General features: G+C 62.4%; 22 protein-coding genes. 12 read left to right on the plus strand and 10 right to left on the minus strand.

Going from position 1 to position 24,245, the window contains the following annotated elements:
- Nucleotides 1-9 precede the first annotated feature (9 nt).
- The 5 genes from mreC to ACR0D8_RS16010 are packed head-to-tail and all read left to right on the plus strand — an operon-like array spanning nt 10 to nt 5,471.
- Entirely contained in the window at nt 10-912 is a 903-nt protein-coding gene (gene mreC, locus ACR0D8_RS15990; RefSeq protein WP_475154358.1) for a rod shape-determining protein MreC, read from the plus strand.
- The gene (locus ACR0D8_RS15995; RefSeq protein ID WP_480647982.1) at nt 905-1,441 is read left to right on the plus strand and encodes a rod shape-determining protein MreD; all 537 of its coding nucleotides are present in this window, start codon (nt 905-907) and stop codon (nt 1,439-1,441) included. Before mreC ends, ACR0D8_RS15995 begins: the two co-directional genes overlap by 8 nt.
- The gene (mrdA, locus tag ACR0D8_RS16000) at nt 1,438-3,387 is read left to right on the plus strand and encodes a penicillin-binding protein 2 (protein ID WP_480647984.1); all 1,950 of its coding nucleotides are present in this window, start codon (nt 1,438-1,440) and stop codon (nt 3,385-3,387) included. The genes ACR0D8_RS15995 and mrdA overlap by 4 nt, the downstream gene beginning before the upstream one ends.
- Nucleotides 3,384-4,523 carry a rod shape-determining protein RodA gene (rodA, locus tag ACR0D8_RS16005; RefSeq protein WP_475154366.1) on the plus strand — a complete coding sequence of 380 codons (1,140 nt, stop codon included), beginning with the start codon at nt 3,384-3,386 and terminating at the stop codon, nt 4,521-4,523. The genes mrdA and rodA overlap by 4 nt, the downstream gene beginning before the upstream one ends.
- Before the next feature lie 15 nt (nt 4,524-4,538).
- On the plus strand, nt 4,539-5,471 hold the full coding sequence (locus ACR0D8_RS16010) for a 2-hydroxyacid dehydrogenase (RefSeq protein WP_480647986.1): 933 nt from the start codon (nt 4,539-4,541) through the stop codon (nt 5,469-5,471).
- Nucleotide 5,472: 1 nt separating this feature from the next.
- On the opposite strand, the gene ACR0D8_RS16015 is transcribed toward ACR0D8_RS16010, so the two are convergent.
- From ACR0D8_RS16015 to ACR0D8_RS16040, 6 genes are all read right to left on the minus strand, one after another.
- On the minus strand, nt 5,473-7,488 hold the full coding sequence (locus ACR0D8_RS16015) for a M3 family metallopeptidase (protein WP_480647988.1): 2,016 nt from the start codon (nt 7,486-7,488) through the stop codon (nt 5,473-5,475).
- A gap of 60 nt (nt 7,489-7,548) precedes the next feature.
- A complete protein-coding gene (locus tag ACR0D8_RS16020) occupies nt 7,549-8,586 on the minus strand; it encodes a HesA/MoeB/ThiF family protein (protein ID WP_480647990.1) in 1,038 nt (345 codons plus the stop codon).
- Complete coding sequence (dut, locus tag ACR0D8_RS16025) at nt 8,586-9,041, minus strand: dUTP diphosphatase (protein WP_480648262.1); 456 nt, start codon at nt 9,039-9,041, stop codon at nt 8,586-8,588. The genes ACR0D8_RS16020 and dut overlap by 1 nt, the downstream gene beginning before the upstream one ends.
- Nucleotides 9,042-9,055: 14 nt before the next feature.
- Nucleotides 9,056-10,252 carry a bifunctional phosphopantothenoylcysteine decarboxylase/phosphopantothenate--cysteine ligase CoaBC gene (coaBC, locus tag ACR0D8_RS16030; RefSeq protein WP_480647991.1) on the minus strand — a complete coding sequence of 399 codons (1,197 nt, stop codon included), beginning with the start codon at nt 10,250-10,252 and terminating at the stop codon, nt 9,056-9,058.
- Nucleotides 10,253-10,315: 63 nt separating this feature from the next.
- Nucleotides 10,316-11,131, minus strand: a complete 816-nt coding sequence (locus ACR0D8_RS16035) for a ChaN family lipoprotein (protein ID WP_480647993.1) — start codon at nt 11,129-11,131, stop codon at nt 10,316-10,318.
- A complete protein-coding gene (locus ACR0D8_RS16040; protein ID WP_475154381.1) occupies nt 11,128-12,006 on the minus strand; it encodes an RNA polymerase factor sigma-32 in 879 nt (292 codons plus the stop codon). Before ACR0D8_RS16040 ends, ACR0D8_RS16035 begins: the two co-directional genes overlap by 4 nt.
- A 121-nt stretch (nt 12,007-12,127) precedes the next feature.
- Here ACR0D8_RS16040 and cobU point away from each other — a divergent pair, with 121 nt between their 5' ends.
- Genes cobU through ACR0D8_RS16060 form a run of 4 tightly spaced genes read left to right on the plus strand, consistent with a single transcriptional unit; the run spans nt 12,128 to nt 15,706 of the window.
- Complete coding sequence (cobU, locus tag ACR0D8_RS16045) at nt 12,128-12,628, plus strand: bifunctional adenosylcobinamide kinase/adenosylcobinamide-phosphate guanylyltransferase (protein ID WP_480648264.1); 501 nt, start codon at nt 12,128-12,130, stop codon at nt 12,626-12,628.
- Complete coding sequence (locus ACR0D8_RS16050) at nt 12,625-13,203, plus strand: histidine phosphatase family protein (protein WP_480647995.1); 579 nt, start codon at nt 12,625-12,627, stop codon at nt 13,201-13,203. Before cobU ends, ACR0D8_RS16050 begins: the two co-directional genes overlap by 4 nt.
- Before the next feature lie 58 nt (nt 13,204-13,261).
- Complete coding sequence (locus ACR0D8_RS16055; RefSeq protein ID WP_480647997.1) at nt 13,262-14,146, plus strand: glutathione S-transferase N-terminal domain-containing protein; 885 nt, start codon at nt 13,262-13,264, stop codon at nt 14,144-14,146.
- 45 nt (nt 14,147-14,191) lie between these two features.
- On the plus strand, nt 14,192-15,706 hold the full coding sequence (locus ACR0D8_RS16060) for a YifB family Mg chelatase-like AAA ATPase (RefSeq protein WP_480647999.1): 1,515 nt from the start codon (nt 14,192-14,194) through the stop codon (nt 15,704-15,706).
- Here ACR0D8_RS16060 and gshB read toward each other — a convergent pair.
- The 3 genes from gshB to rsmI form a co-directional block, all read right to left on the minus strand.
- Entirely contained in the window at nt 15,703-16,635 is a 933-nt protein-coding gene (gshB, locus tag ACR0D8_RS16065) for a glutathione synthase (RefSeq protein WP_480648001.1), read from the minus strand. The two genes, ACR0D8_RS16060 and gshB, sit on opposite strands and share 4 nt — an antisense overlap.
- A gap of 61 nt (nt 16,636-16,696) precedes the next feature.
- Nucleotides 16,697-17,068, minus strand: a complete 372-nt coding sequence (locus ACR0D8_RS16070) for a YraN family protein (protein WP_480648003.1) — start codon at nt 17,066-17,068, stop codon at nt 16,697-16,699.
- A 1-nt stretch (nt 17,069) separates the two neighbouring features.
- A complete protein-coding gene (gene rsmI / locus ACR0D8_RS16075) occupies nt 17,070-17,927 on the minus strand; it encodes a 16S rRNA (cytidine(1402)-2'-O)-methyltransferase (protein ID WP_480648005.1) in 858 nt (285 codons plus the stop codon).
- A gap of 88 nt (nt 17,928-18,015) precedes the next feature.
- On the opposite strand from rsmI, the gene ACR0D8_RS16080 reads away from it, so the two are divergent.
- From ACR0D8_RS16080 to murJ, 3 genes are read left to right on the plus strand one after another with little or no spacing between them, the layout of a single operon-like run.
- Nucleotides 18,016-19,188: a penicillin-binding protein activator gene (locus ACR0D8_RS16080; protein ID WP_480648007.1), complete on the plus strand. Its 1,173-nt coding sequence runs from the start codon at nt 18,016-18,018 to the stop codon at nt 19,186-19,188.
- The gene (locus tag ACR0D8_RS16085; RefSeq protein ID WP_480648009.1) at nt 19,148-21,967 is read left to right on the plus strand and encodes a [protein-PII] uridylyltransferase; all 2,820 of its coding nucleotides are present in this window, start codon (nt 19,148-19,150) and stop codon (nt 21,965-21,967) included. The genes ACR0D8_RS16080 and ACR0D8_RS16085 overlap by 41 nt, the downstream gene beginning before the upstream one ends.
- The gene (murJ, locus tag ACR0D8_RS16090; RefSeq protein WP_480648011.1) at nt 21,964-23,505 is read left to right on the plus strand and encodes a murein biosynthesis integral membrane protein MurJ; all 1,542 of its coding nucleotides are present in this window, start codon (nt 21,964-21,966) and stop codon (nt 23,503-23,505) included. Before ACR0D8_RS16085 ends, murJ begins: the two co-directional genes overlap by 4 nt.
- On the opposite strand, the gene ACR0D8_RS16095 is transcribed toward murJ, so the two are convergent.
- A complete protein-coding gene (locus ACR0D8_RS16095; protein ID WP_480648013.1) occupies nt 23,506-24,192 on the minus strand; it encodes a rhomboid family intramembrane serine protease in 687 nt (228 codons plus the stop codon). It lies immediately after the preceding gene.
- Nucleotides 24,193-24,245 lie beyond the last annotated feature (53 nt).

Genomic DNA, 24,245 nt, shown 5'->3' on the forward strand with positions numbered 1-24,245 from the left:
AGGAGTCCTGTGGCAAAGGACCGATCACAGCGCGACGAATACACCACCCCCCTGCGCCGGCTGCTGTTGGGGATTGTCGTTCTGTGTCTTCTGGCAATCTTTTTGGTCTGGCGCATCGACAGCCCGCGCGTCGAACGGTTTCGCGCGCAGGTGGTGGACCGGGTCGTGCCTTCGATGGAATGGGCCATGGTGCCGGTCACCGCTGTCGTCAATCTGGTGCGGGATTTTCAAAGTTATCAGCGCCTGAGTGAACAGAACCAGGAATTGCGCAGCGAATTGCGCCTGATGCGCGCCTGGAAAGAGGCCGCGCTGCAGTTGGAGCAGGAAAACGCCCGCCTGCTGGATCTGAACAACGTCCGGCTTGATCCGCGCCTGACCTATATCACCGGCGTCGTCATGGCCGACAGCGGATCGCCCTTCCGGCAGTCGGTACTGCTGAATGTGGGTGAACGCGACGGTATCACCGATGGCTGGGCGACGATGGACGGGATCGGTGTGGTCGGACGCATTTCCGGGGTGGGTCCGGATACCGCGCGGGTGATCCTGATGACCGACGCGTCCAGCGCGATCCCGGCGACCATTCAGCCCTCGGGCCAGACCGCTCTGATCAAGGGAGACAACACGCCGGCCCCGGCGGTGGAGTTTCTAGAGAACCGTGAACTGGTGCGCCCCGGCGACCGGGTGGTGACATCGGGCGACGGGGGCGTGTTTCCCGCCGGCCTGCTGATCGGCCAGATCACGGCCGACCCCGGTGGCCGCCTGCGCGTTCGCCTGTCGGCCGATTTCGAACGCCTGGAATTTCTCAGGGTCCTGCGTTACCAGTCGGCCCCGCCGATCCGGGATCCGGGCAACATTGTCGGCCCCAGACAACCTGCCGCCGCCCTGACCCCGGTGGAGGTTGGCGATGGATAGCGCGACCTCGCAGCTTTGGTCCAAGCGCGGGCTTTATCTGTGTCTGGCGGCCCTGATCATGTTCCTGCATCTGTTGCCACTGGATACTGCGCCCGACCGCTGGCCATTTCCGGACCTGCTGATTGCCCTGACTTTTGCCTGGATCCTGCGGCGGCCGGAATTTGTTCCGACCCTGCTTGTGGCGGTTGTCATGCTGATGGCCGATCTGCTGCTGCAGCGGCCGCCGGGACTGCTGGCCGCGCTGGTGGTTCTTGGCGCCGCCTATCTTCGTTCAGCGGCGCCGGGAATGCGGGATTCTGGATTTGTCGGCGAATGGTCCAGCGTTGCGGTGGTGATCACGGCAGTTTTTATGTTGAACCGCATCATTCTTGCTATTCTGTCGGTGCAACAGGCGGCATTGGGACCGGTGGTGATACAAGTGGTTCTGACGATTGCAGTATATCCCCTGATCGTTCTGCTCAGCCAGAACGGATTAGGGGTCCGGCGGGTATCCGCAGCTGAAACCAGCCCGTTCGGAGCGCGGTCATGAAGCAGCGCAAACCCAAATCCCAAGGCCTCGCCTATAAACGCCTGCCACGCAGGGCGCTGATACTCGGCGGGCTTCAGGCCGCCTTCATCGGGGGTCTGGCCGCCCGCATGCGGTTCATGCAGGTGGATCAGGCCGACGAATACCGCCTGCTGGCCGAGGAAAACCGGATCAATATCCGCCTGATCCCGCCAACGCGCGGACGAATTTACGACCGCAATGGCGAAATCATCGGTCAGAACTCGCCCTCTTACCGGATCGTCATGGTGCGCGAGGATGCGGGCGACGTAGACAAGGTTATCGCCAAGCTCTCGGATCTGATCCCGCTGACCGAGGATGAGATCGAACGCGCCAAGGCAGAAATGCGCCGCTCGGCACCGTTCCTGCCCGTGACACTGGCTGATCAGGTCACGTGGGAACATATTTCGAAAGTTGCCGTCAACGCCCCTGCCCTGCCCGGCGTGACCCCCGAAGTGGGCATGACGCGCCAGTATCCCCGGTACGAGGACTTTGCCCATGTGGTCGGGTATGTCGGCCCGGTCAGCGACTACGATCTCAGCCAGATCGAGGACCCCGAACCGGTGCTTCGCATCCCCCGGTTCCAAATCGGCAAGGTCGGACTGGAAGCCAAGCAGGAAATTTCCCTGCGCGGCAAGGCCGGGGCCAAACGGGTCGAAGTCAATGCCACCGGGCGGGTGATGCGGGAACTGGACCGGCAGGAGGGCACCGCCGGGGCTGATTTGCAATTGTCGGTCGACGCGGACCTGCAGCAATACGCGCAGGCCCGGCTGGCCGGTGAAAGCGCCGCGGCGGTGGTCATCGATTGCGAAACAGGCGACATCCGGGCGATCAGCTCGGCGCCCAGTTTTGATCCGAATCTGTTTGTGCGCGGCATCTCTGTGGCCGACTACCGGACGCTGACTCAGGACAATTACCGCCCGCTGGCCAACAAGACCGTACAAGGTACTTATCCGCCCGGCTCGACCTTCAAGATGATCACCGCCATGGCCGCGCTTGAGGCTGGCGTGATCGGGCCCGGCAATACGGTTTACTGCCCGGGTCACCTGAAAGTCGGCAGCCGCCGGTTCCACTGCTGGAAGCGCGGCGGTCACGGCACGGTGGATCTTGGGCTGTCGCTGAAACGCAGCTGCGATGTGTACTATTACGATGTTGCCTTGCGCACAGGCATCGACAAGATATCCGACATGGCGCGCACCTTCGGGCTGGGCGTAAAACACGATATCCCGATGTCCGCAGTCGCGGCCGGACTGGCCCCCAACCAGGCGTGGAAACAACGTGTTCACGGCGAGGACTGGCTGGTAGGCGACACGGCGAATGCCTCGATCGGACAGGGTTTCATGCTGGCATCGCCGCTGCAACTGGCGGTGATGACCGCGCGCATCGCTACCGGGCGGGCGGTGACGCCGCGTCTGGTGCGGTCGGTGAACGGAGTTGAACAGCCGTCGGGCGCGGGCGAGCCTCTGGCGGTGAACCGCAACAATCTGGAGCACGTGCGCAAGGCGATGTTCTCGGTCTCGAACGACCGGCGCGGCACGGCTTATCGCAGCCGCATCATCGCCGATGAATTCCGCATGGCGGGCAAGACCGGCACCAGTCAGGTGCGCAACATCACCAAGGCCGAACGGGCCGCCGGGGTGATCCGCAACGAAGACCTGCCGTGGGAGCGCCGCGACCATGCGCTGTTTGTCAGCTTTGCCCCCTATGAAAATCCCAAATACGCCGTGGCCGTGGTTGTGGAACATGGCGGCGGCGGTTCCAAGGCCGCCGCGCCGGTTGCGCGGGATATCATGTTGCAGGCACTCTACGACGGAACTCCGCCGCTTGAGGCTTATCCGGTCGCCGACCGCGAGCGCATCAAGGAACAACAGAAACGGCTGGAAGGTGACCGCCGGCCCAAAGCGCGCCCGACCGAGAAGGACCGCGCATGAGCTATCTTGAATATGCCGTCAAATCCACGCCGTCGGGGTTCCGCAAATTCCTGTATATGAACTGGCCGCTGACCCTGCTGCTGATCAGCGTGGCCAGCGCCGGGTTCCTGATGCTGTATTCCGTGGCGGGCGGGTCCTGGACCCCTTGGGCCGAGCCGCAGATGGAGCGCTTTGGTCTGGGCCTGACCGTGATGTTCATCGTGGCACTGGTGCCGATCTGGTTCTGGCGCAATATGTCGGTTCTGGCCTATCTCGTTTCAATCGCCCTGCTGGTCTTTGTTGAGTTGTTCGGCACGGTCGGAATGGGGGCGCAGCGCTGGATCGACCTTGGCTTCATGCGACTGCAACCTTCGGAACTGATGAAGGTAACGCTGGTCATGCTGCTGGCGGCTTATTACGACTGGCTGCCGTCGCACAAGACGTCCCGGCCGCTCTGGGTCATAATCCCGGTCATCCTGATCCTGATCCCGACTTTCATGGTTCTGCGACAGCCCGACCTTGGCACCTCGATCCTGTTGCTAGCCGCGGGCGGGGGGCTGATGTTTCTGGCCGGCGTCCACTGGGCCTATTTCGCCGCTGTGATCGCGGCGGGCGTCGGGCTTGTGGCAACCGTGTTCAACAGCCGAGGCACAGAGTGGCAGTTGCTGAAGGATTACCAGTTCCGCCGCATCGACACCTTCCTTGACCCCTCGACCGATCCGCTGGGCGCGGGGTATCACATCACCCAGTCCAAGATCGCGCTGGGGTCCGGTGGCTGGAACGGGCGAGGGTTCATGCAGGGCACGCAATCGCGACTGAACTTCCTGCCCGAAAAGCACACCGATTTCATCTTCACCACGCTGGCTGAAGAATTCGGATTTGTCGGCGGCATCACCCTGCTGACCCTGTATGGTCTGATCCTGATTTTCTGCCTCGTGACAGCGCTTTCGACCAAAGACCGATTTTCGTCGCTGGTCACGCTGGGCATCGCGCTGAACTTTTTCCTGTTCTTTGCCGTCAACATGTCGATGGTGATGGGGCTTGCCCCGGTCGTGGGCGTACCGCTGCCCATGGTCAGCTATGGCGGTTCGGCCATGCTGGTCCTGATGGCCGCCTTTGGCATAGTCCAGAGCGCCCATATCCACCGCCCCCGCTGATCCGAAAGGCCACAAATGCCCGTGAACATCCTGTTTTCCGCGCGCTCTGCCCTGTGGCCCGTGTATGAACCCTTGTTGTCCGATGGCCTGACCAAGGCGGGTCTGGACTTTCAGCTTGCCACTGATTTTGCTCCGGATCAGGTCGATTATGTGGTCTATGCCCCGAATGGCGGCCTGCTGGATTTCACCCCGTTTTCCCGGCTGAAGGCGGTTCTGAGCCTGTGGGCCGGGGTTGAAAGCATTGCAGGGAACAGAACGCTGACCGTGCCGCTGGCGCGAATGGTGGACCACGGCCTGACACAAGGCATGACGGAATGGGTGGTCGGCCACGTTCTGCGCTATCACCTGGGGATGGACCGGCATATCACCGGTCAGGACGGCGTCTGGACGCCGGACGCCCCGCCGCTGGCCCCGGAACGCACTGTCTGCATCCTGGGTCTGGGCGCATTGGGCGAGGCCGCCGCGCACGCGCTGACGGCCCTGAATTTCAACGTCACCGGCTGGAGCCGCTCGGCCAAGAATATCCCCGGCGTCACCTGTCTGCATGGCGCAGAGGGGCTGCGGGAGGCGCTGTCCAAGGCCGAAATTGTTGTGCTGTTGCTGCCGGACACACCGGCGACGGAAAACACCCTGAACGCGGAAACCCTGCGCTTGCTGCCCCGTGGCGCGCGCGTCATCAATCCCGGTCGCGGGCCGCTGATCGACGATGACGCATTGCTGGATGCGCTGAATGCGGGTCAGGTCGGCCATGCCACGCTGGATGTATTCCGACAGGAGCCGCTGCCGCCCGGGCACCCTTATTGGACGCACCCCAACGTGACAGTGACCCCGCATATCGCCTCGGAAACCCGGCCCGAAACGGCAGCGCAGGTGATTTGCGAGAACATCCGCCGGGGTGAGGCGGGTGAGCCCTTCCTGCACCTCGTCGACCGCGCCTTGGGCTACTGAGTCACGCAGCGATCAGGCCGCGGCCTTTCAGCAAAGCCTCAACCCCCGGCAAACGGCCACGGAATGCCAGATAAAGCTCTTCCGCCTCGCGCGATCCGCCGGTGGACAGGATGTTTTGCTCCAGCGCCTTGGCGCGTTCGGGGTCAAAGGCGCCTCCGGCTTCTTCAAAGGAAGCAAATGCGTCGGCATCCATAACTTCGGACCACATGTACGAGTAATACCCCGCGCTATAGCCGTCGCCTGAAAACACATGCGCGAAATGCGGGGTGGCGTGACGCATGCCGATGGCGTGCGGCATTCCGATCTCGGTCAGTACCGCGGCTTGTTTCGCCATCGGATCGGCAGGCGCGGCACCATCGTGAAACGCCAGATCAACCAGAGCCGAGGCGACGTATTCCACCGTCTGAAACCCCTGATCGAAATTCGCGGCCTTCAGCACCTTGTCCAACATCTCTTGCGGCATCGGCGCCCCGGTTTCGGCATGGGTGGCAAATTCGGCCAGAACCTCGGGCACTTCCAGCCAGTGTTCGTAAAGCTGGCTGGGCAATTCGACGAAGTCCCGCGCGACGCTTGTGCCCGAGATGCTTTCATAGGTCACATTGGACAGCATCTGATGCAGGGCGTGACCGAATTCATGGAACAGGGTGCGCGCATCGTCATAGGACAGCAGCGCCGGATCACCCTTGGCGAAGTTGCAGACGTTGATCACGATCGGGGCCCGCACTTTGGGAAACCTCGCCTGCCCCCGCATTGCGCTGCACCATGCGCCCGAACGCTTCGATCCGCGTGCAAAATAGTCACCGATGAACACCGCGACATGCTGCCCGTTGCGGGTGACCTCCCACGCCCGGCAATCAGGGTGATAGAGTGGTACGTCCAGCGGGGCGAATTCCAGCCCGAACAGGCGGTTGGCGCAGGCGAATGACGCCTCGATCATGCGGTCCAGTTGCAGATACGGCTTCAGCGCGGCCTCATCCAGATCATGTTCGGCCTTGCGGCGTTTCTCGGCATAGTAGCGCCAATCCCATGCCTCCAGCGGGCCGTTGACCCCATCCTCCTGCATCATCCGGGTCAGGGTTTCGGCATCCGCCTCCGCGCGCGCCCTGGCGGGCTCCCAAACCTGCATCAGCAGTTCACGCACCCGATCCGGCGTTTTCGCCATTTCGGTTTCCAGCTTGAACGCGGCAAAGCTGTCATAACCCAACAGTTTGGCCCGTTCCTCGCGCAGTTGCAGGATCTCGGTCGCGATGTTGCGGTTGTCCGTCTCACCGCCATTGGCCCCGCGCGCCGACCATGCGCGGTAAGCCTTTTCGCGTAGGTCCCTGCGTGGCGAGAATTGAAGGAACGGGACGATCAGAGACCGCGACAGCGTCACGACCGGACCGTCCGCGCCCTTTTCCTGTCCCGCAGCACAGGCCGCATTCACAACGAAATCCGGCAGACCGGTCAGGTCGTCTTCGGCCAGTTCCATGAACCAGTTTCGCTCGTCCGCCAGAAGGTTCTGGGTAAATGACGTGCCCAAGGACGCCAGCCGCGCCTTGATATCCTGCATTCGGGCATCGTCGTCCCCCTGCAATGCCGCACCCGCACGCACGAACCCCCGGTGAGTCAGCATCAGAACGCGCGCCTGTTCCGGGCTCAGGCCCAGACCGCCCCGGCGTGCCCAAAGATCGGCCACGCGCTGAAACAGAACCTTATTTGCCGATATACCCGCGTAATGCGCCGCCAATTTGGGCGAGAAATCCCGTTGCAGTTCTTCTCGCGCAGGGTTGCTGTCCGCCCCGGCAACGGTAAAGAAGACCGAAAGGACCCGGTCCATCTGCGCACCCGCAGCTTCGAGCGCTTCGATCGTGTTGGCGAAGCTGGGCGCTTCTTCGTTTCCGGCTATAGCGTCAATCTGGGTGTTATGCGCTTTCATCGCCTGTTCCAGCGCCGGGGCGAAGTCATCATCCGAAATATTGGCAAAGGGTGCGATTTCGAAGGGCGTGGTCCAGTCGGACAGGATCGGATTGGTCATTCGGGTCTCCTTTGACCACAATTTGGGAACAGGCGCGCCTTGATGCGAAGCGCCCCGGTTTTAGCCACAGATCGGACAATCGGCGCGCCGCGACATGGTGATCTTGCGGCTTTCGCCATAAAGCGCGTCGTAAATCAGCATCTCGCCACGCAGCGGCTGCCCGGCCCCGGTGATCACCTTGATTGCTTCAACGGCCATCATCGAACCGACCACCCCGGGAAGCGGGCCGATCACGCCAGCCTCGGCACAGGACGGGGCCAGTCCGGGCGCCGGAGCCTCGGGGAATACGCATTGATAACAGGGGGCACCTTTAGCCGGGTCAAAAACGCTTAGCTGGCCTTCCCATTGCGACAACGCGCCCGAGATCAGCGGCTTGCCTAGCGCAACCGCGGTTCGGTTCGCCAGGTACCGGGTGTCAAAATTGTCGGTGCCATCAAGGATCAGATCAAAATCAGCAAACAGGTCCGCCGCGATCTCTTCGGTCAGGCGACGGTGATAGGGCAGAACCACGACATTTGGGTTCTGGGCCTGCATGGCCTGTTGCGCCGAAAAAACCTTGGGCATGCCGATATCGGCGTCGCGGTGGATCACCTGCCGCTGCAGATTGGCATTCTCGACCTCGTCATCGTCGATCACGCCGATCATTCCGACACCGGCGGCGGCCAGATATTGCAACGCCGGCGCACCCAGTCCGCCCGCGCCGATGATCAGTACGCGGGCCTGTTTCATCCTTTTCTGACCCGGCCCGCCCAGTTCACGCAGGACGATGTGGCGGGCATAACGTTCCAGTTCGGTTTCCGAGAATTGGTCGGACGGCATCGCGGGCTCCTTCGCACGGCCGGTCGCCGCACGATTTCGCAGCGCCTTCAGCACCCTTCCATAAACCAGAACCAGCAGGGCCGAGCCACCCAATATCAGCCACATCGCGGCGGACCCGCCCGTGGCTGTCCGCAACGGGTGCCCGTCAGGCAGAACCAGTTGTGCGGTGATGACGCCCAGCAACAGCACCCCGACAGACGTCATGCGGGCGTTTCGGGACACACCGGCCACGTAACCGATGCCCCACAAGGCCGCGGCCAGGATCAGAACCAACAGCATCAGCCGCGCCCGGTCGAACCGAACCCGCCTGCGCCGCGATCGGTATCACTCAGCGCGTCCACAGGTTCGAATTTGGCCTGGACAACAGGTGCAACGACCAGTTGGGCAATGCGTTCCCCATGGGTGATTTCGAACCGTTCCTGTCCCGCGTTCAGGACGATCACACCCAGCGGACCGCGATAATCGCTGTCGATTGTGCCGGGTGTGTTGGGCAGGGTGATGCCGTGTTTCAGCGCAAGCCCGGACCGGGGGCGAACCTGCACTTCGAACCCTTGCGGAATTTCGATCCGCAATCCGGTCGGCACCAGGGCGCGCTGACCGGGTTCCAACGTGACCGGGACGCCATCCGGCAGATTTGCGCGCACATCCGCACCGGCGGCCCCATGCGTTTCGTACGAGGGCAAGGGCACTGACAGATCAGCCCCGTCTTCGCGGATCACCCGGATAGCTACCATCACCGAACCTCTTTCTAGCTGCTCAACGCGTCGGCGATCTTGCGCGCCAGACGTTCCGCCACCGCATCCTTGCCCATACGCGGCCACTCCTCGGCCCCGGCATCCGAGATCAGGGTCACCGCGTTCTCGGACCCGCCCATAATGCCGGTCGCGGGGCTGACATCATTGGCAACGATCCAATCGCAACCCTTGCGCGCCCGTTTTGCGGTTGCGTGGTCGATCACATTGTCCGTCTCGGCGGCAAAGCCCACGACCAGAGCGGGCCGTCCGGCCTCCATCCGTGCAACACGCTTGAGGATGTCGGGATTCTCGGCAAATTCCAGCACAGGCAGGCCATCGCGGCTTTTCTTCAGTTTCTTGTCCGACGCGCTTGCCACGCGCCAATCCGCGACCGCCGCAGCAAATACGCCCGCGTCGACCGGCAGTGCCGCATCCACAGCGTCCGACATTTGTTGCGCGGTCTCGACCGGCACGACCTGCACGCCCTCAGGTGGGGGAACGTCCGCCGGCCCGGTCACAAAGACCACCTCAGCGCCCAGCGCGGACAATGCGCGCGCAATCGCCCCCCCCTGCGCGCCCGAGGACCGGTTGGCAATGTAGCGCACCGGGTCGATCGGTTCATGGGTCGGGCCGGACGTCACCAGAATACGTTTTCCGCTCAGCGGCCCGGCGCCCAGTTCCGCTTTGATCGCGGCAACGATCTCCAGCGGTTCCGACATGCGCCCCGGGCCGTATTCGCCGCAGGCCATATCGCCCTCATTGGGGCCGACAAACCGGACACCATCAGCCTGCAATTGCTTCAGATTGCGCCTTGTCGCGGGGTGATCCCACATCCGCACATTCATCGCGGGCGCGCACAGAACCGGCGTATCGGTTGCCATCAGCAGGGTTGAGGCCAGATCATTGGCCAGCCCCGCGGTCATCTTGCCCATGAGGTCGGCCGTCGCCGGGGCAACAACGATCAGGTCGGCCGAGCGTGAAAGCTGAATATGGCCCATTTCGGCCTCATCGGTCAGGTCAAACAGATCCCGATAAACCTTTTCGCCGGCCAGAGCCGACACCGATAGGGGCGTCACGAATTCCTCGGCGGCACGGGTCAGCACTGGCGTTACCGCCGCGCCGCGCTCCTTTAGACGCCGGATCAGATCGAGTGACTTATAGGCTGCGATCCCACCACCGATGATCAGCAGAATGCGTTTCGATGCCAGCATGTGTTGCCCTTCCCGTCCCGGTCGGCCCCGACATTAGGCAAGGCCGCCCGTCAGTTCCAGCGGTTAATTCTGAGTTTCAAAAGCCAGACAGGGGTCTTCGCGTTCAATCGCCGGGCTGTCGATCACGGCATCGAATTCCCCGTCCACGACGCCATCTTCGGACTGGCCCAGAACAAATACCTTCAACCCCGGGCGCAGGCGGGCCAGAAAGGTTGGGATGCCCCGGTCCTTGCGGGCATGGCCATTACCGGTGATCACCGCCACCGGCCCGCCGGTTTCCTCCTGCGCTCGCAGAATCGCCCGGGTCAGCACCGCATCGCGCAACCGCTGAATCGCGACCAGCTGCGGCAGCGCGCTGTCGGGGATCGCATCGCAATGCGCGGTAAGCTGATCAGCTTCGCGCGCGGCTTGTTCCGCCGCCGGCAACGGAACAGTCAGACCATAGCGCGCCGCATCTGCACCCAACGCAGTTGCCGCACCGCGTTCCATCGCAGCGCGCGCGGCCGAGCGCGGAACCATGGCACCATAGACCGGCGCTGCCGAAGCCTGAAAGATCGGGTAATACATGCTGAGCGGCGGCCAGCCCGATGCAAGCCAGCGCAGAATTCTGGACAATTCTTCGGGGTTCGAGACCGCTTTGTCCGCCAGACGTTGCGCGCCTTCTTCGGTCACCATTTCCCACACGACAGCAGAGGGGTTTACGAGGGTCACGGCCTCTGCCTGAACAAGGTGGTGATCGGGATTGTCGTGAATTTCGCCCAGAATTACGACATCTGCGGATTTCATCGCATCCGCAATATCGTCCGGAATCAGATCGCCGGCCCGACCGGGACCGGCCATAACCGCCAGTGTACACAGCAGAATCGCAATCGGTTTCATGCGATGAAGTGTTGCACCTCGCGCGATTGCGCTTCAAGGTTCTTGCGCATCTTCACGAAGGCTGCCGCCTCCAGTTGCCGCACGCGTTCCTTTGACAACCCCAGTTCGTGACCCAGGCTTTCCAGGGTCCGAGCCGGCTCGCGCAGTTTGCGTTCCCGCACGATAAAACGCTCACGATCGTTCAGCGCCTGCATGGCCGTCACCAGCCACTGGCGCAGCTGTTCCGTGTCATGGCTGTTCTCGACCACCTGAGCGGCCTGTTCACGCTCATCCTCCAGCGCGTCGATCCACTCGCGCCCGTCTTCATCCGCCGATTGCACTGCGTTCAGCGAGAAATCGGACCCCGAAAGCCGCCCTTCCATCATCTCGACATCGCGCAGAGGGACTCCGATCTCGGCGGCGATCCTTTGGTGCAACTGATGGCGATCCAGTTCCATCCCTTCGGTCGCGGCCTCGCGCTCCAGCCGCGCCTGAACGCGGCGCATGTTGAAAAACAGGGATTTCTGAGAGGAGGTCGATCCGGTGCGCACCATCGACCAGTTGCGCATCACGTAATCTTGAATGCTCGCCTTGATCCACCAGACGGCATAGGTCGAAAAGCGCACGCCGCGGTCGGGGTCGAATTTGTCCGCAGCTTTCATCAGCCCCAGCCCGGCCTCCTGGATCAGGTCGTTCATCGGGGCACCATAGCGTTTGAACTTGGCGGCCATGGAAATCGCCAGCCGCATATAGGCGGTGATCAGACGGTGCAGCGCCTGTTCGTCCCGGTCATCCCGCCACGCGTAAGCCAGTTGCAATTCAGTTTCCGCGTCCAGAAGTTCGGCCTTCATCGCTTGCCGGGACATCGAAAAATCTTTTGCGTTGTCCAGTGCCATGGAAATCTCCCCTTTTCACAGGCGCGGCCCGGGCTTGCCTTGCCGACCTAGGGTCGATACGCAGAACAAAACCGGGTGGATCACCTGAAAGGTAATTATAGTGAGACCGGATTTAACCTTTGTGTTGGGCGGCGCGGCTTCGGGAAAGTCGGCATTCGCCGAACAACTCATTGTTTCAACAAATAAAAACCGCGTTTACCTTGCGACATCACAAGTGTTTGATGATGAGATGCGTCAAAAGGTGCAACACCACATCGCCCAGCGCGGCGCAGGCTGGATAACCGTCGAGGCACCCCTGAACCTTGGCCCGGCTTTGGGCGATCTGACACCGGACGATATCTGTCTGATCGACTGCGCGACCATGTGGCTGACCAATCACCTACTGGCCGAAAACGATCTGGACCGGGCGCAAGCAGAATTGTTGCAGGATCTGCGGGATTGCCGGGCACCGGTGGTCATCGTCTCGAACGAGGTCGGATATGGAATCGTACCTGAGAACGCCCTGTCGCGCCAATTCCGTGAAGCGCAGGGACGGCTGAACATTGCACTGGCCGCTCAGGCCGATCTGGTGGTGCAGGTGACCGCCGGATTGCCGCTGGTTCTGAAGGGGCAATTGCCGTGACCCGCCTGCATCTGGTTCGCCACGGGCCGACCCACGCGAAAACCATGGTTGGGTGGTCCGATCTGCCCGCGGATCTCAGTGATCGGGCAGCGATTGCGCGCCTGCACGACCATCTACCGCGCGATGCGGTCGTGATCTCCTCCGACCTGTCCCGCGCCGCAGACACCGCCACGGCCATCCAGGGCGCACGCCGGCGCCTGCCCCATCATCCCGATCTGCGCGAGATCAACTTCGGCGCCTGGGAACTGCGCGCGTTCAAAGAGATCGAGGCCGAAGACCCCGACCTCGCCTTTGCCTATTGGGACAATCCAGGAGACGTCCGCCCCCCGGACGGAGAAAGCTGGAACGAGGTGCGGGCGCGTGTCGATGCCGTGATCGACGGGCTGATCGCGCAGCATTCCGGGCGCGACCTGGTCATCGTGGCCCATTTCGGCGTGATCCTGACACAGGTGCAACGCGCGCTGGGCGTCGATGCGCAGGAAGCGTTCAGCCATCGGATCGACAACCTCTCGGTCACGGAAATCATCCGCCTGGGCCAAGGCTGGGCGGTGGGCCGCATCAATCACCGTCCGTGATCAGACCCAGCACAAATCACTGATTTACTGAATTGCGCCGGCGCGGCATCGTTCTGCAATGACCTATGATTTGTTTATCGGAGACCACCTGTTTTCCAGTTGGTCCATGCGCGGCTGGCTGATGCTGGAAAAGTTCGGCCTGCCGTACTGCAGTCACATGATCGGCCTCTATTCCGGTACCATGGCCGACGATATGCAGCCCCTTGCCCCGGCGCGCCTTGTTCCGGCCCTGCGCCTGCCCGATGGTACCGTGGTGGGTGAAAGCCTTGCCATGGCCGAGACATTGGCCGAGCGCCACCCCGAGGCCGGGCTGTGGCCTGCGGATCCGTCGGCCCGGGCAACGGCACGGTGGCTCTGTGCCGAGATGGTGGCGGGTTTTACCGCGTTGCGGGGCCAATGCCCGATGCAACTGAAACACGGCTGGCAGGGGTTTGAGCCTTCGCCCGAAACACGTGCCGATCTGGACCGGATCGAGACCTTGTGGGCCCATGCCCGCAACCTGTCCGGCGCAGCCTCTGGCCCGCTGTTCGGCGCGTATTCACTGGCAGATGTTTTCTATACGCCGGTCGCCGCGCGGATCGCCGGCTATGATTTGCCCGTGTCCGAGGCCAATCGGGACTATTGTCTGGAATTGCTGTCCGACACGCCGGTCCGGCAATGGCGCGCGATGGGGCTGACTGTCGCTTACGACCCGTTTCCCTACGCGCTGGACTTGCCGTCGAACCCATGGCCCATCGGTGGAAACCCGGACGCAAGACCAGTGGAGGGCGGGCCGTCGATCAATGAAACCTGCCCCTATTCCGGCAGGCCGGTAACCCATTTCCTGGAACTGAATGGTCAACGCTGGGGGTTTTGCAATCGATTCTGCCGCGACAAGACAGTTGCCGATCCGGGTGCCTGGCCGAAATTCACCGCAATGACCCGCGCCGTTAACGATTCCTAAACCGCAGCCGTGGCAGCAACGACCTGTTAACCAAAAAGGTCCTTCATGGTTGCCCGCGCCCACACTGTCGCTTTCCAAGGGGTTGATGCCCGCCCGGTCGAGGTGCAATGCGCCGTCTCGCCGGGCCTGCCGGCCTTTTCCATCGTCGGCCTGCCCGACAAAGCCGTGTCCGAGGCGCGCGACCGGGTGCGCAGCGCGCTTAGCTCCATGGCCATCGCGCTGCCGTCCAAACGGATCACCATCAACCTGTCCCCTGCAGACCTGCCGAAAGAGGGCAGCCATTTCGACCTGCCCATCGCCGTCGCGCTTTTGTCCGCGTTGGAGATCATACCGCCCGATGCCGCCGAGGGCGCAGTGTCGCTGGGCGAGTTGTCGCTGGATGGTTCTCTGGTGCCGGTGGTCGGCGCCCTCCCTGCCGCCATGACCGCAGCCGCCGAGGATCGCGCGCTGCTGTGCCCCCAGGGCTCAAGCGCCGAGGCCGCCTGGGTCGACGCAACGCAGGTGATCGGTGCCGGATCGCTGGGTGATGTGGTGCGCCATTTCTCGGGCCAGTCGCCCCTGCCCGCGGCGCAACCGGGCGAAGTGACTCTGGCGCCCAGCGCGCGCGATCTGCGCGACGTTAAAGGACAGGAACGCGCCAAACGCGCCCTGGAAATCGCGGCCGCCGGCCGGCACCATCTGATCATGATCGGTACGCCCGGATCCGGCAAATCCATGCTGGCTGCGCGGCTTCCGGGTCTGCTGCCGCCGCTGACTGCGACAGAGGCGCTTGAAACCTCGATGATACAGTCGCTGTGCGGCTTGCTGGATGAAGGCGGCATCAGCCGCAGCCGCCCGTTTCGCGAACCGCACCATACCGCCTCGATGGCGGCCATTGTCGGCGGTGGCAAAGGGGCCAAGCCGGGCGAGATTTCGCTGGCCCATAACGGGGTTCTGTTCATGGACGAGTTTCCCGAATTTCCGCGCACCGTTCTGGAAACCCTGCGCCAGCCGATTGAAACCGGCGAAGTCATGGTCGCGCGTGCAAATGCCCATGTGAAATATCCCTGCCGCTTCATGCTGGTGGCCGCGGCCAATCCCTGCAAGTGCGGCTATCTGACCGACCCCGCCCGCGCCTGTTCCCGCGCGCCCGTGTGTGGCGAGGATTATCTGGGCCGCATATCAGGCCCTTTGATGGATCGGTTTGACATACGGATCGAGGTGCCTCCGGTCGGTTTTACCGACCTCGACCTGCCGCCGTCCGGTGACAGTTCGGCCACTGTTGCCGCCCGCGTCGAGCAAGCCCGCGCCGTTCAGACCCGGCGGTTCCGGGACACGCCCGAAACCCGCCAGAACGCCGATGTCGAAGGCACGATGCTGGAAGAGATCGCCGCCCCGGATGCTGAGGGCAAAGAGCTTTTGTTGAAAGCCGCCGAACGGTTCGGCCTGTCCGCCCGCGCCTTTCACCGCATTTTACGCGTGGCGCGCACAATCGCCGATCTGGACGGTGCGCAAGATGTCCGGCGCCCACACGTGGCCGAGGCGCTGAGCTATCGCATCAGCGCCAGGGTTGCGACCTAGAGCTTGGCCTCAATCGCCTGCCAGATTTTTTCAGCGACGTTTACACCGTCGAACCGCTCCAGTTCCTGAATGCCTGTGGGCGAGGTCACGTTGATTTCGGTCAGGTAATCCCCGATCACATCGATCCCCACGAACACCTGGCCTTTCTCTCTGAGCAACGGTCCGATGGCCGCGCAAATCTCCAGATCGCGGTCGGACAGGCCGATCTTTTCAGGGCGGCCACCGACATGCATGTTCGAACGTGTCTCGCCCAGTGCGGGAACCCGGTTGATCGCACCGACCGCTTCTCCGTCGACCAGGATCACGCGCTTGTCGCCGTTGCTGACGTCGGGCAGGAATTTCTGCACGATCAGGGGTTCGCGGGAAAAGCCGGTAAACAACTCGTGCAACGAGGTCAGGTTGCGGTCATTCGCGTCCAGCCGGAACACCCCGGCCCCGCCATTGCCATAAAGCGGCTTGAGGATGATGTCGCCGTGCTTTTCCTTGAACGCCTTGATCGTTTGCAGGTCACGCGCAATCGTTGTCGGCGGGGTCAAATCCGGGAAATCCAGAACCAGCAGCTTCTCGGGGTAGTTCCGCACCCAGAACGGATCATTGACCACAAGCGTCTGCCCGTTCAGACGGTCCAGAAGGTGGGTCGACGTGATGTAATGCATGTCGAACGGCGGGTCCTGGCGCAGCCAGACCACGTCGAATTCGGCCAGATCGACATCACGTTCCGGACCCAGCTCTGCCGGGTTTCCCGGCACGCGCTGAACGGCCATGTCATGACCGCGCGCGGTGATCCGCCCTTCCTGATAGGCCAGCTGATCCGGGCTGTAGAAAAACAGCGTATGCCCGCGCGCCTGCGCCTCTTCGGCCAGACGGAACGAGCTGTCGGCGTTGATATCCACGGCCCCGATCGGGTCCATCTGAAAGGCGATTTTCATGGCGAGTCCCTCAGTTTCACGCCAGATACATGGCGCAGCGGGACCGGGTGTTCAATGGGGGTCAGGCCAGACCGAAGGCGTTTTTGATGATTTGAACGGCACCCGAAGCATCCACCAGCGCCGCGTCAAAGCGCACATCTGTCAGTTGCCCACGCGGTTCCGTCTCCAGAAACTGCGCGGCAGAGGCACAGATCCGGTCCATCTGACGGCGGCTGATCCGGGCCGCAGCCGCGTCGAAGCCCGAGCTTTTCTTGACCTCGACAAAAACAAGCCCATCGGCATTGCGGGCAATCAGGTCAATCTCTCCACCCGGGCCGCGCCAGCGGCGATGCGCGATGGAATATCCGCGTCGTTCATATTCGGAAGCGACCCGCAACTCTGCCGCCTGTCCGGCGTGATAGGAAACCGAACTTCGGACGGATCGTGCGGTCATGTCATCCTTTTCCCAGTTTAAGTGCCTTCTGATAGATCGGGCGGCGCGGCAGCTTGTACATCCGGGACACCAGATCAGCGGCGTCCCGAACCGAATGGGTCTCAAGCGCCTGTTTCAATGCTTCTTCTATGTCAGATTCGTTAACGGATTCCGAATGTCCCCGATCCACCAGCAGGACGATTTCACCTTTGACCGATTGCCCCTGCAGATCCGCGGCCAGTTCTTTCAGCGTCCCGCGCCGCACCTCTTCGAATTTCTTCGTCAACTCGCGGCACATCGCGGCCTGACGGTCTTCGCCCAACACCTCCGCCAGGTCAGACAGGCAGGCCGCCACGCGTTTCGGGGATTCGTAGAACACCAGCGTACCGAGAACGTCCCGCAGGGCTTCGATCCTTGACCGGCGCGCGCCGGATGCGTTGGGCAGAAAGCCTGCAAAAAAGAATGCATCCGTCGGAAGACCCGCCAGCGTCAGCGCCATCAACGCCGCCGATGGACCGGGTGCGCAGGTCACCATATGCCCGGCCTCGGCCGCCTGCCGCCCCAGATCATAGCCCGGATCGGCGATCAGCGGCATGCCAGCTTCGGAGGCGTAGGCCACCGACTTGCCCTCTTGCAACGCATCCAGGATTTTCCCGCGCGCGCCGGCGCCACTGTGGTCGTGATAGGCCAGAATGCGCCGCCCTTCCAGCGGGACGCCGTGTATCTCCATCAACCGACGCAGGCTGCGCGTATCTTCGGCGGCGATAACGTCAGCCGAGGCCAGCACGTCCAGCGCCCTGAGCGTGATATCGCGCGCCGTCCCGATTGGAGTGGCGACAAAATACAGACCGGTGCCCAATCTGACTTTTTGGAAATTCAAAGCTGGACCCTCACTGCGTGACGTTTATTATCGCGGCGCAATAGATTGGTGGTACCTCAAACCGCCGGGACAGGGAGTTTTCATTCAGATGTTTACCGTTTGCAAGCCCGTTCGCAAATTAGCGAAAACCGCCGCCATACTGGCCACCGCTGCATTGCTGGCCGCTTGTGAACCCGGTGGGTTGGGCGGAGGGCCGTCGATCAACACGTCCAAACCGGTTCCTGTCGCCCTGCTGGTGCCAGCAGGATCAGGAAATTCCGGCGATGCGGCGCTGGCGCGGAGCCTTGAAAACGCGGCCCGTCTGGCGATGACCGATCTGCAGAACGTACAGATCGACCTTCGGGTTTATGATACGCGCGGCAGTTCGAACACAGCGGCTGCGGTTGCACAGCAGGCGGTGGCTGACGGGGCAAAGATCATTCTTGGCCCGGTCTACGCGCAGGCGGCCAACTCTGCCGGTCTTGCCGTTCTGAGCAACAACGTCAACGTCCTGTCCTTTTCGAACAACACCAGCATTGCCGGCGGCAACGTGTTCGTGCTGGGCCCCACATTTGGCAACACCGCCAACCGGCTGGTCAGCTTTGCCGGTTCACGGGGCAAGACCGGGATGGTCATCGTGCACAGCAATGACGCGGCCGGGCAACTTGGTCAGTCCGCAATCGCAACCGCGCTGAGCAGCAGCCGGGTGAATAATGCGGGCTCTGTCGGGTATGACCGGTCCCAGCAAGGCGTGATCAACTCGGTTCCGACGATCAAGGCCACCGTGGATTCCTCGGGCGCGGATGCGCTGTTCCTGACGGCAACAACAGCCGGTGCGCTGCCGTTGTATTCGCAGTTGCTGCCCGAAGCCGGAGTGTCCCCGGCCACAACCCAATACATCGGATTGACGCGCTGGGACATTCCGCCTCAGACGTTGGATCTGCCGGGCGTGCAGGGCGGGTGGTTCGCGCTGCCGGATCCGTCCAAGGCGCAGGCCTACCGCCAGCGGTACAACAACACTTATGGCGAAGCGCCGCACCCGATCAGTGGTCTGGCCTATGACGGTATCGCGGCGATCGGCGCCTTGGTCAGCCAGGGCAAGGCGGATGCGCTGACCGCCTCGGCGCTGACACAGAATGCCGGTTTCCAGGGCGTCGGCGGTATTTTCCGTCTGCGCTCGAACGGTACCAACGAACGCGGTCTGGCTGTGGCCACGATCCAGAATAAACAGGTAGTAGTGATTGACCCTGCCCCACAAAGCTTCTCTGGCGCCGGTTTCTGATCGTCCGGCGCTGACGCTCGTCCCACGGGGCGAACTGATTTGCCCGGCGGACGAAATATTCGACAGCACCGCCGTCATGGCGCAACTGGCGGAAGCCTTTGACAAGAGCGCGGACAATGCCGCGCGCCGCAATGAGACCGTGCGCATTCTTCGGGATGCGCAGAAGGCTGGGCGTCAGGCCATTGCCGACGCTTTTGCCGTACGGCCCTTTGACGCGCGGCCGCTGACCCACTCCTACACCTATCTGACCGATGGGCTGGTCTGTACCGCCATGCAGGTGTCCAGCGAAGTTCTGCACCCACTGGCCTCGCCGACGCAGGGCGAAAAGATCGCCGTGCTGGCGGTGGGCGGTTACGGCCGTGGCGAGATGGCCCCGTCTTCGGATGTCGATCTGCTGTTCCTGACCCCCTACAAGATCACCGCCTGGGCCGAGAGCGTGATCGAATCCATGCTGTATATCCTATGGGATCTGCGGCTGAAGGTCGGTCATTCTTCCCGCACGATCAGGGACTGCCTGCGCCTGGGCACCGATGATTTTACCATCCGCACCGCAATGCTGGAGCAGCGCTATCTGGCCGGTGACACCGATCTGTCGACCGAGTTGGAGACCCGCCTGAAGGCCGATCTGTTCACCGGCAGCGAGCGTCAGTTTATCGAAGCCAAACTTCAGGAACGGGACGAGCGCCATCTGAAACAGGGCCAGCGCTATATGGTCGAGCCCAACGTCAAGGAAGGCAAGGGCGGGCTGCGCGACCTGCAATCGCTCTACTGGATTGCGAAATATATCTATAGCGTTCAGGACGTAGCCGAACTGGTACCGCTGGGCCTGTTCACGCCGGATGAGTTCAGCACTTTCGTGCAGGCTGAGGATTTTCTCTGGGCCGTCCGCTCGCATCTGCATCTGGTGACGGGGCGGGCAACCGAGCAACTGACTTTTGATCTGCAGGTCGAGGTGGCCGACCGGATGGGATACGAAGACCGCGCCGGGCGCCGCGCGGTCGAAGTGTTCATGCAGCGCTATTTCCGCGAGGCAACGCGCGTTGGCGAGCTGACGCGGATCTTTCTGACCAAGCTGGAAGCGTCCCATATGAAAGGGGCCGCGCTGCTGGAGCGCATCTTCCGCCGCCGTCCGCGGGTCAAGGCCGGATACGGGGTCGTGCATGGCCGTCTGGACGTGGCCGACCCCGACAGGTTTCTGGCCGACAAGCTGAACCTGCTGCGCCTTTTCGAAGAGGGGTTGCGCACCGGCATGCTGATTCACCCGGATGCGATGCGGCTGGTCAGCGCCAATCTGAACCTGATCGACGAGGACATGCGCGAGGACAAGGAAGCGCAACGCATCTTCCTTGATCTGATGCTGAAACACGGCAACCCCGAACGCGCCCTGCGCCGAATGAATGAACTGGGTGTGCTGTCGGCCTTTCTGCCGGAATTTGAACACATCGTCGCGATGATGCAGTTCAACATGTATCACAGCTATACGGTGGACGAGCATACCATTCAGTGCATCGTCAACCTGGCGCAGATCGAACGCGGGGAACTGGTCGAGGCGCTGCCCTTGGCGTCGTCGATCCTGAAAGGCGGCGTCAACCGCAAGGTTCTGTATGTGGCGCTGCTGCTGCATGACATTGCCAAGGGGCGGCCCGAGGATCACTCGATCCTGGGCGCGCAGATCGCGCGCAAGGTTGCGCCCCGGCTTGGACTGAACAGGGCCGATGCAGAGACCGTGGAATGGCTGGTGCGTTATCACCTGCTGATGTCCGACATGGCGCAAAAGCGCGATATTTCGGACCCGCGCACGGTGCGCGACTTCGCCAAAGCGGTGAAGACCGTCAAACGGCTGGACTTGCTGACGGTTCTGACGGTTTGCGATATCCGCGGCGTCGGGCCGGATACCTGGAACAACTGGAAAGCCACCTTGTTGCGCGCGCTGCATGCCGAAACCAAGCGGGCGCTTGAAACCGGGATGGAGGACCTCAACCGCGCCAATCGCGGGGCCGAGGCCAAGAAGGCGCTGCGCGCCGAACTGGGAAGCTGGTCCAAGGCCGATCTGAAGACCGAAACGGGCCGCCATTACGATCCGTACTGGCAGGGCCTGAATATCGCGACCCATGTCGAATTTGCCGAAATGCTGCTGGAACTGGACCGCAACGGCGACCCCGGCGCGATGGAGATCCGCCTGCATCCGGACGAGGATCGCGATGCCACCCGCGCCTGTTTCGCCATGGCCGACCACCCGGGGATCTTCGCCCGCATCGCCGGGGCGCTTGCCCTGGTCGGGGCCAACGTGGTCGATGCGCGCAGCTACACCACCAAGGACGGCTTTGTGACCGACGCGTTCTGGATACAGGATGCCGAAGGCCACCCGTTCGAGGCCAGCCGCCTGCCCCGTCTGACGCAGATGATCCACAAGACGCTGAAGGGCGAGGTCGTGGCGCGCGACGCGCTGAAATCGCGCGACAAGATCAAGAAACGCGAACGTGCCTTCAACGTGCCGACCCACATCATCTTCGACAATGACGGGTCCGAGATCTATACGATCATCGAGGTTGATACACGCGACCGTCCGGGGCTGCTTTATGACCTTGCCAGGACACTGGCCGCCGGAAACGTCTATATCGCCAACGCGGTGATCGCGACTTATGGCGAACAGGTGGTCGATACCTTCTATGTCAAGGATATGTTCGGTCTGAAATACCATTCCGAAAGCAAGCAGCGCGCGCTTGAGGCCAAGTTGCGAAAGGCCATTACCGATGGCGCCAAGCGCGCGGCCTCATGAAACAGATAAAGCTCTTTTCCGGTCTGTTCACGGTCGGGTTCTGGACTCTGGCAAGCCGGATATTGGGATTCCTGCGCGAAATACTCCTGACCGCCTATATCGGACCGGGGCCGGTGATGGACGCGTTTGTCGCGGCCTTCCGACTGCCCAATATGTTCCGCCGCTTCTTTGCCGAAGGCGCGTTCAATGCGGCCTTTGTGCCGATGTTCTCTAAACGGCTGGAAGGGGGCGAAAGCGCGGAAGGGTTTGCGCAGGACGCCTTTAACCTGCTGGCTGTGGCCGTACTTGTGCTGGTCGGTCTGGCAATGGTGTTCATGCCCGCGCTGGTTTGGATCACAGCCGAGGGGTTCTATGGCGACGAACGGTTCGATCTGGCTGTGGACTACGGCTATGTGGTCTTCCCCTACATCCTGTTCATGTCGCTGGCGGCGCTGTTCTCGGGCGTTCTGAACGCCACCGGACGCTTTGCAGCCGCGGCCGCCGCGCCGGTCTTGCTGAATATCTTCGCCTGTACGGCTCTGATCGCCGGGGCCGCAGCGGGGGGCGAGGTGATCCGCTGGCTGATCGCTGTTATCCCGCTGGCCGGTGTGGCGCAGCTGGCGCTGGTCTGGGTGGCGACCGAACGCGCGGGTGTTCGCATCCGCCCTGGCCTGCCAAGGCTCAGCCCCGAGATGCGCCGCATGGTGCGTATTGCCGTTCCGGCGGCGCTGGCTATGGGCGTCACGCAAGTCAATCTGGTCGTTGGGCAGCTGGTGGCCTCGAAAACCGAAAAGGCCGTCAGCTGGCTGTTCGCGGCGGACCGGCTGTATCAGCTTCCCCTCGGTGTCGTGGGCATTGCCGTTGGCATCGTGCTGCTGCCCGACCTGTCGCGCCGCCTGCGGGCCGGGGACAAGGACGGTGCCCGCAACGCGTTTTCCCGCGCCGGTGAATTCACGTTGTTGCTGACAATCCCCTCGACCGTCGCTTTCGTGGTCCTGCCCAATCCGCTGGTTTCGGTCCTGTTCGAACGCGGCCAGTTCAGCGCCGCAGACACCACGTCCACTGCATTGGCGGTGGCGATCTATGGCATCGGGCTGCCCGCCTTCATGCTGCAAAAGCTGTTGCAGCCGCTGTTTTTCGCACGCGAGGATACGCGCTCGCCCTTTCACTATGCAGTCGTCGCCATGATCGTGAATGCAGGGCTGGCGTTTGGTCTCTATCCGCTGGTGGGGTGGATAGCGCCGGCCATTGCGGCCTCGGCTGCCGGCTGGGCCATGGTCGGGCTGTTGATAATCGGCGCGCGGCGCATGGGCGAAGAGGCCCGTTTTGATGACCGGTTCAAACGCCGGGCCTGGCGTATCGTGGCGGCGTCACTGGGGATGGGCGTTGTCCTTTACGCCGCCATTCACCTGTTTGGCTGGGCTTTCCAGATGTCAGGGTGGCGCTATCTGGCGCTGATCCTTCTGATCAAGGTCGCAGCAGCCACCTATTTCTTTCTGGGTCATCTGCTGGGCGCCTTCGAAATCTCTGAGTTCAAGAAGGCGCTGCGCCGCTCGTGATCAGTCGCGGCGAATGCGCCCGACGATCCGCGCCCAGCCGCCCGGAGCCAGAAAGAACGACAGGCCGAACCCGGTGGCGAACCCGCCCAGATCGGCCACCCAGTCGGAGGTGCCTCCAAACAGCAGGCCAAACAACAACTGAATGCCCATCAGCACGGCGATCAGGCTGAAGGCCCGGGACTGGTTTTCACCCACCAGCGACAATTTGCGCCATAACAACCAGGTAAACGCGCCGATCAGCCCGTAAACCGGTGGAAACCCACCGACCAGCGGATAGTTCGGGTCCAGCAACAGCGCATAGGCCAGCGCCCCGCCAATGCCGGACAGCACGAAGATCACCAGCATCTGCCAGCCGCCAAAGACCTCGGCCACCATCTTGCCCATGGCCAACAGAAAGACACAGACAAAAACCGCCTGCGTGAATGTGCCGGAAACAAACGGATAGGTCACGAAACGGACGACATGTTCAAACGGCCAGCGGCCGTTCTGCACCATCCAGTCGAAGATGTCGGGCGAAAACGCGTAGCTCTGCAACGCGTCCAGCCGCCAGCCAACGGCCGTCGGGCCACCGACCAGCCCGCGCGCGCCCAGCGTAAACGCTAGTTCGACCCCCATGATGAACAACGCCAAAGCCACGACCACAGGCGGCAATGGGTTCACGGCGGGTGTATAATGCTCACTGCTCATTGGGCTGGCCCTTTGCGGCTGTTGACGTCCCGTGGCCTCATGGGTAAGCGACG

The organism is Ruegeria sp. BG10 (assembly GCF_056538575.1).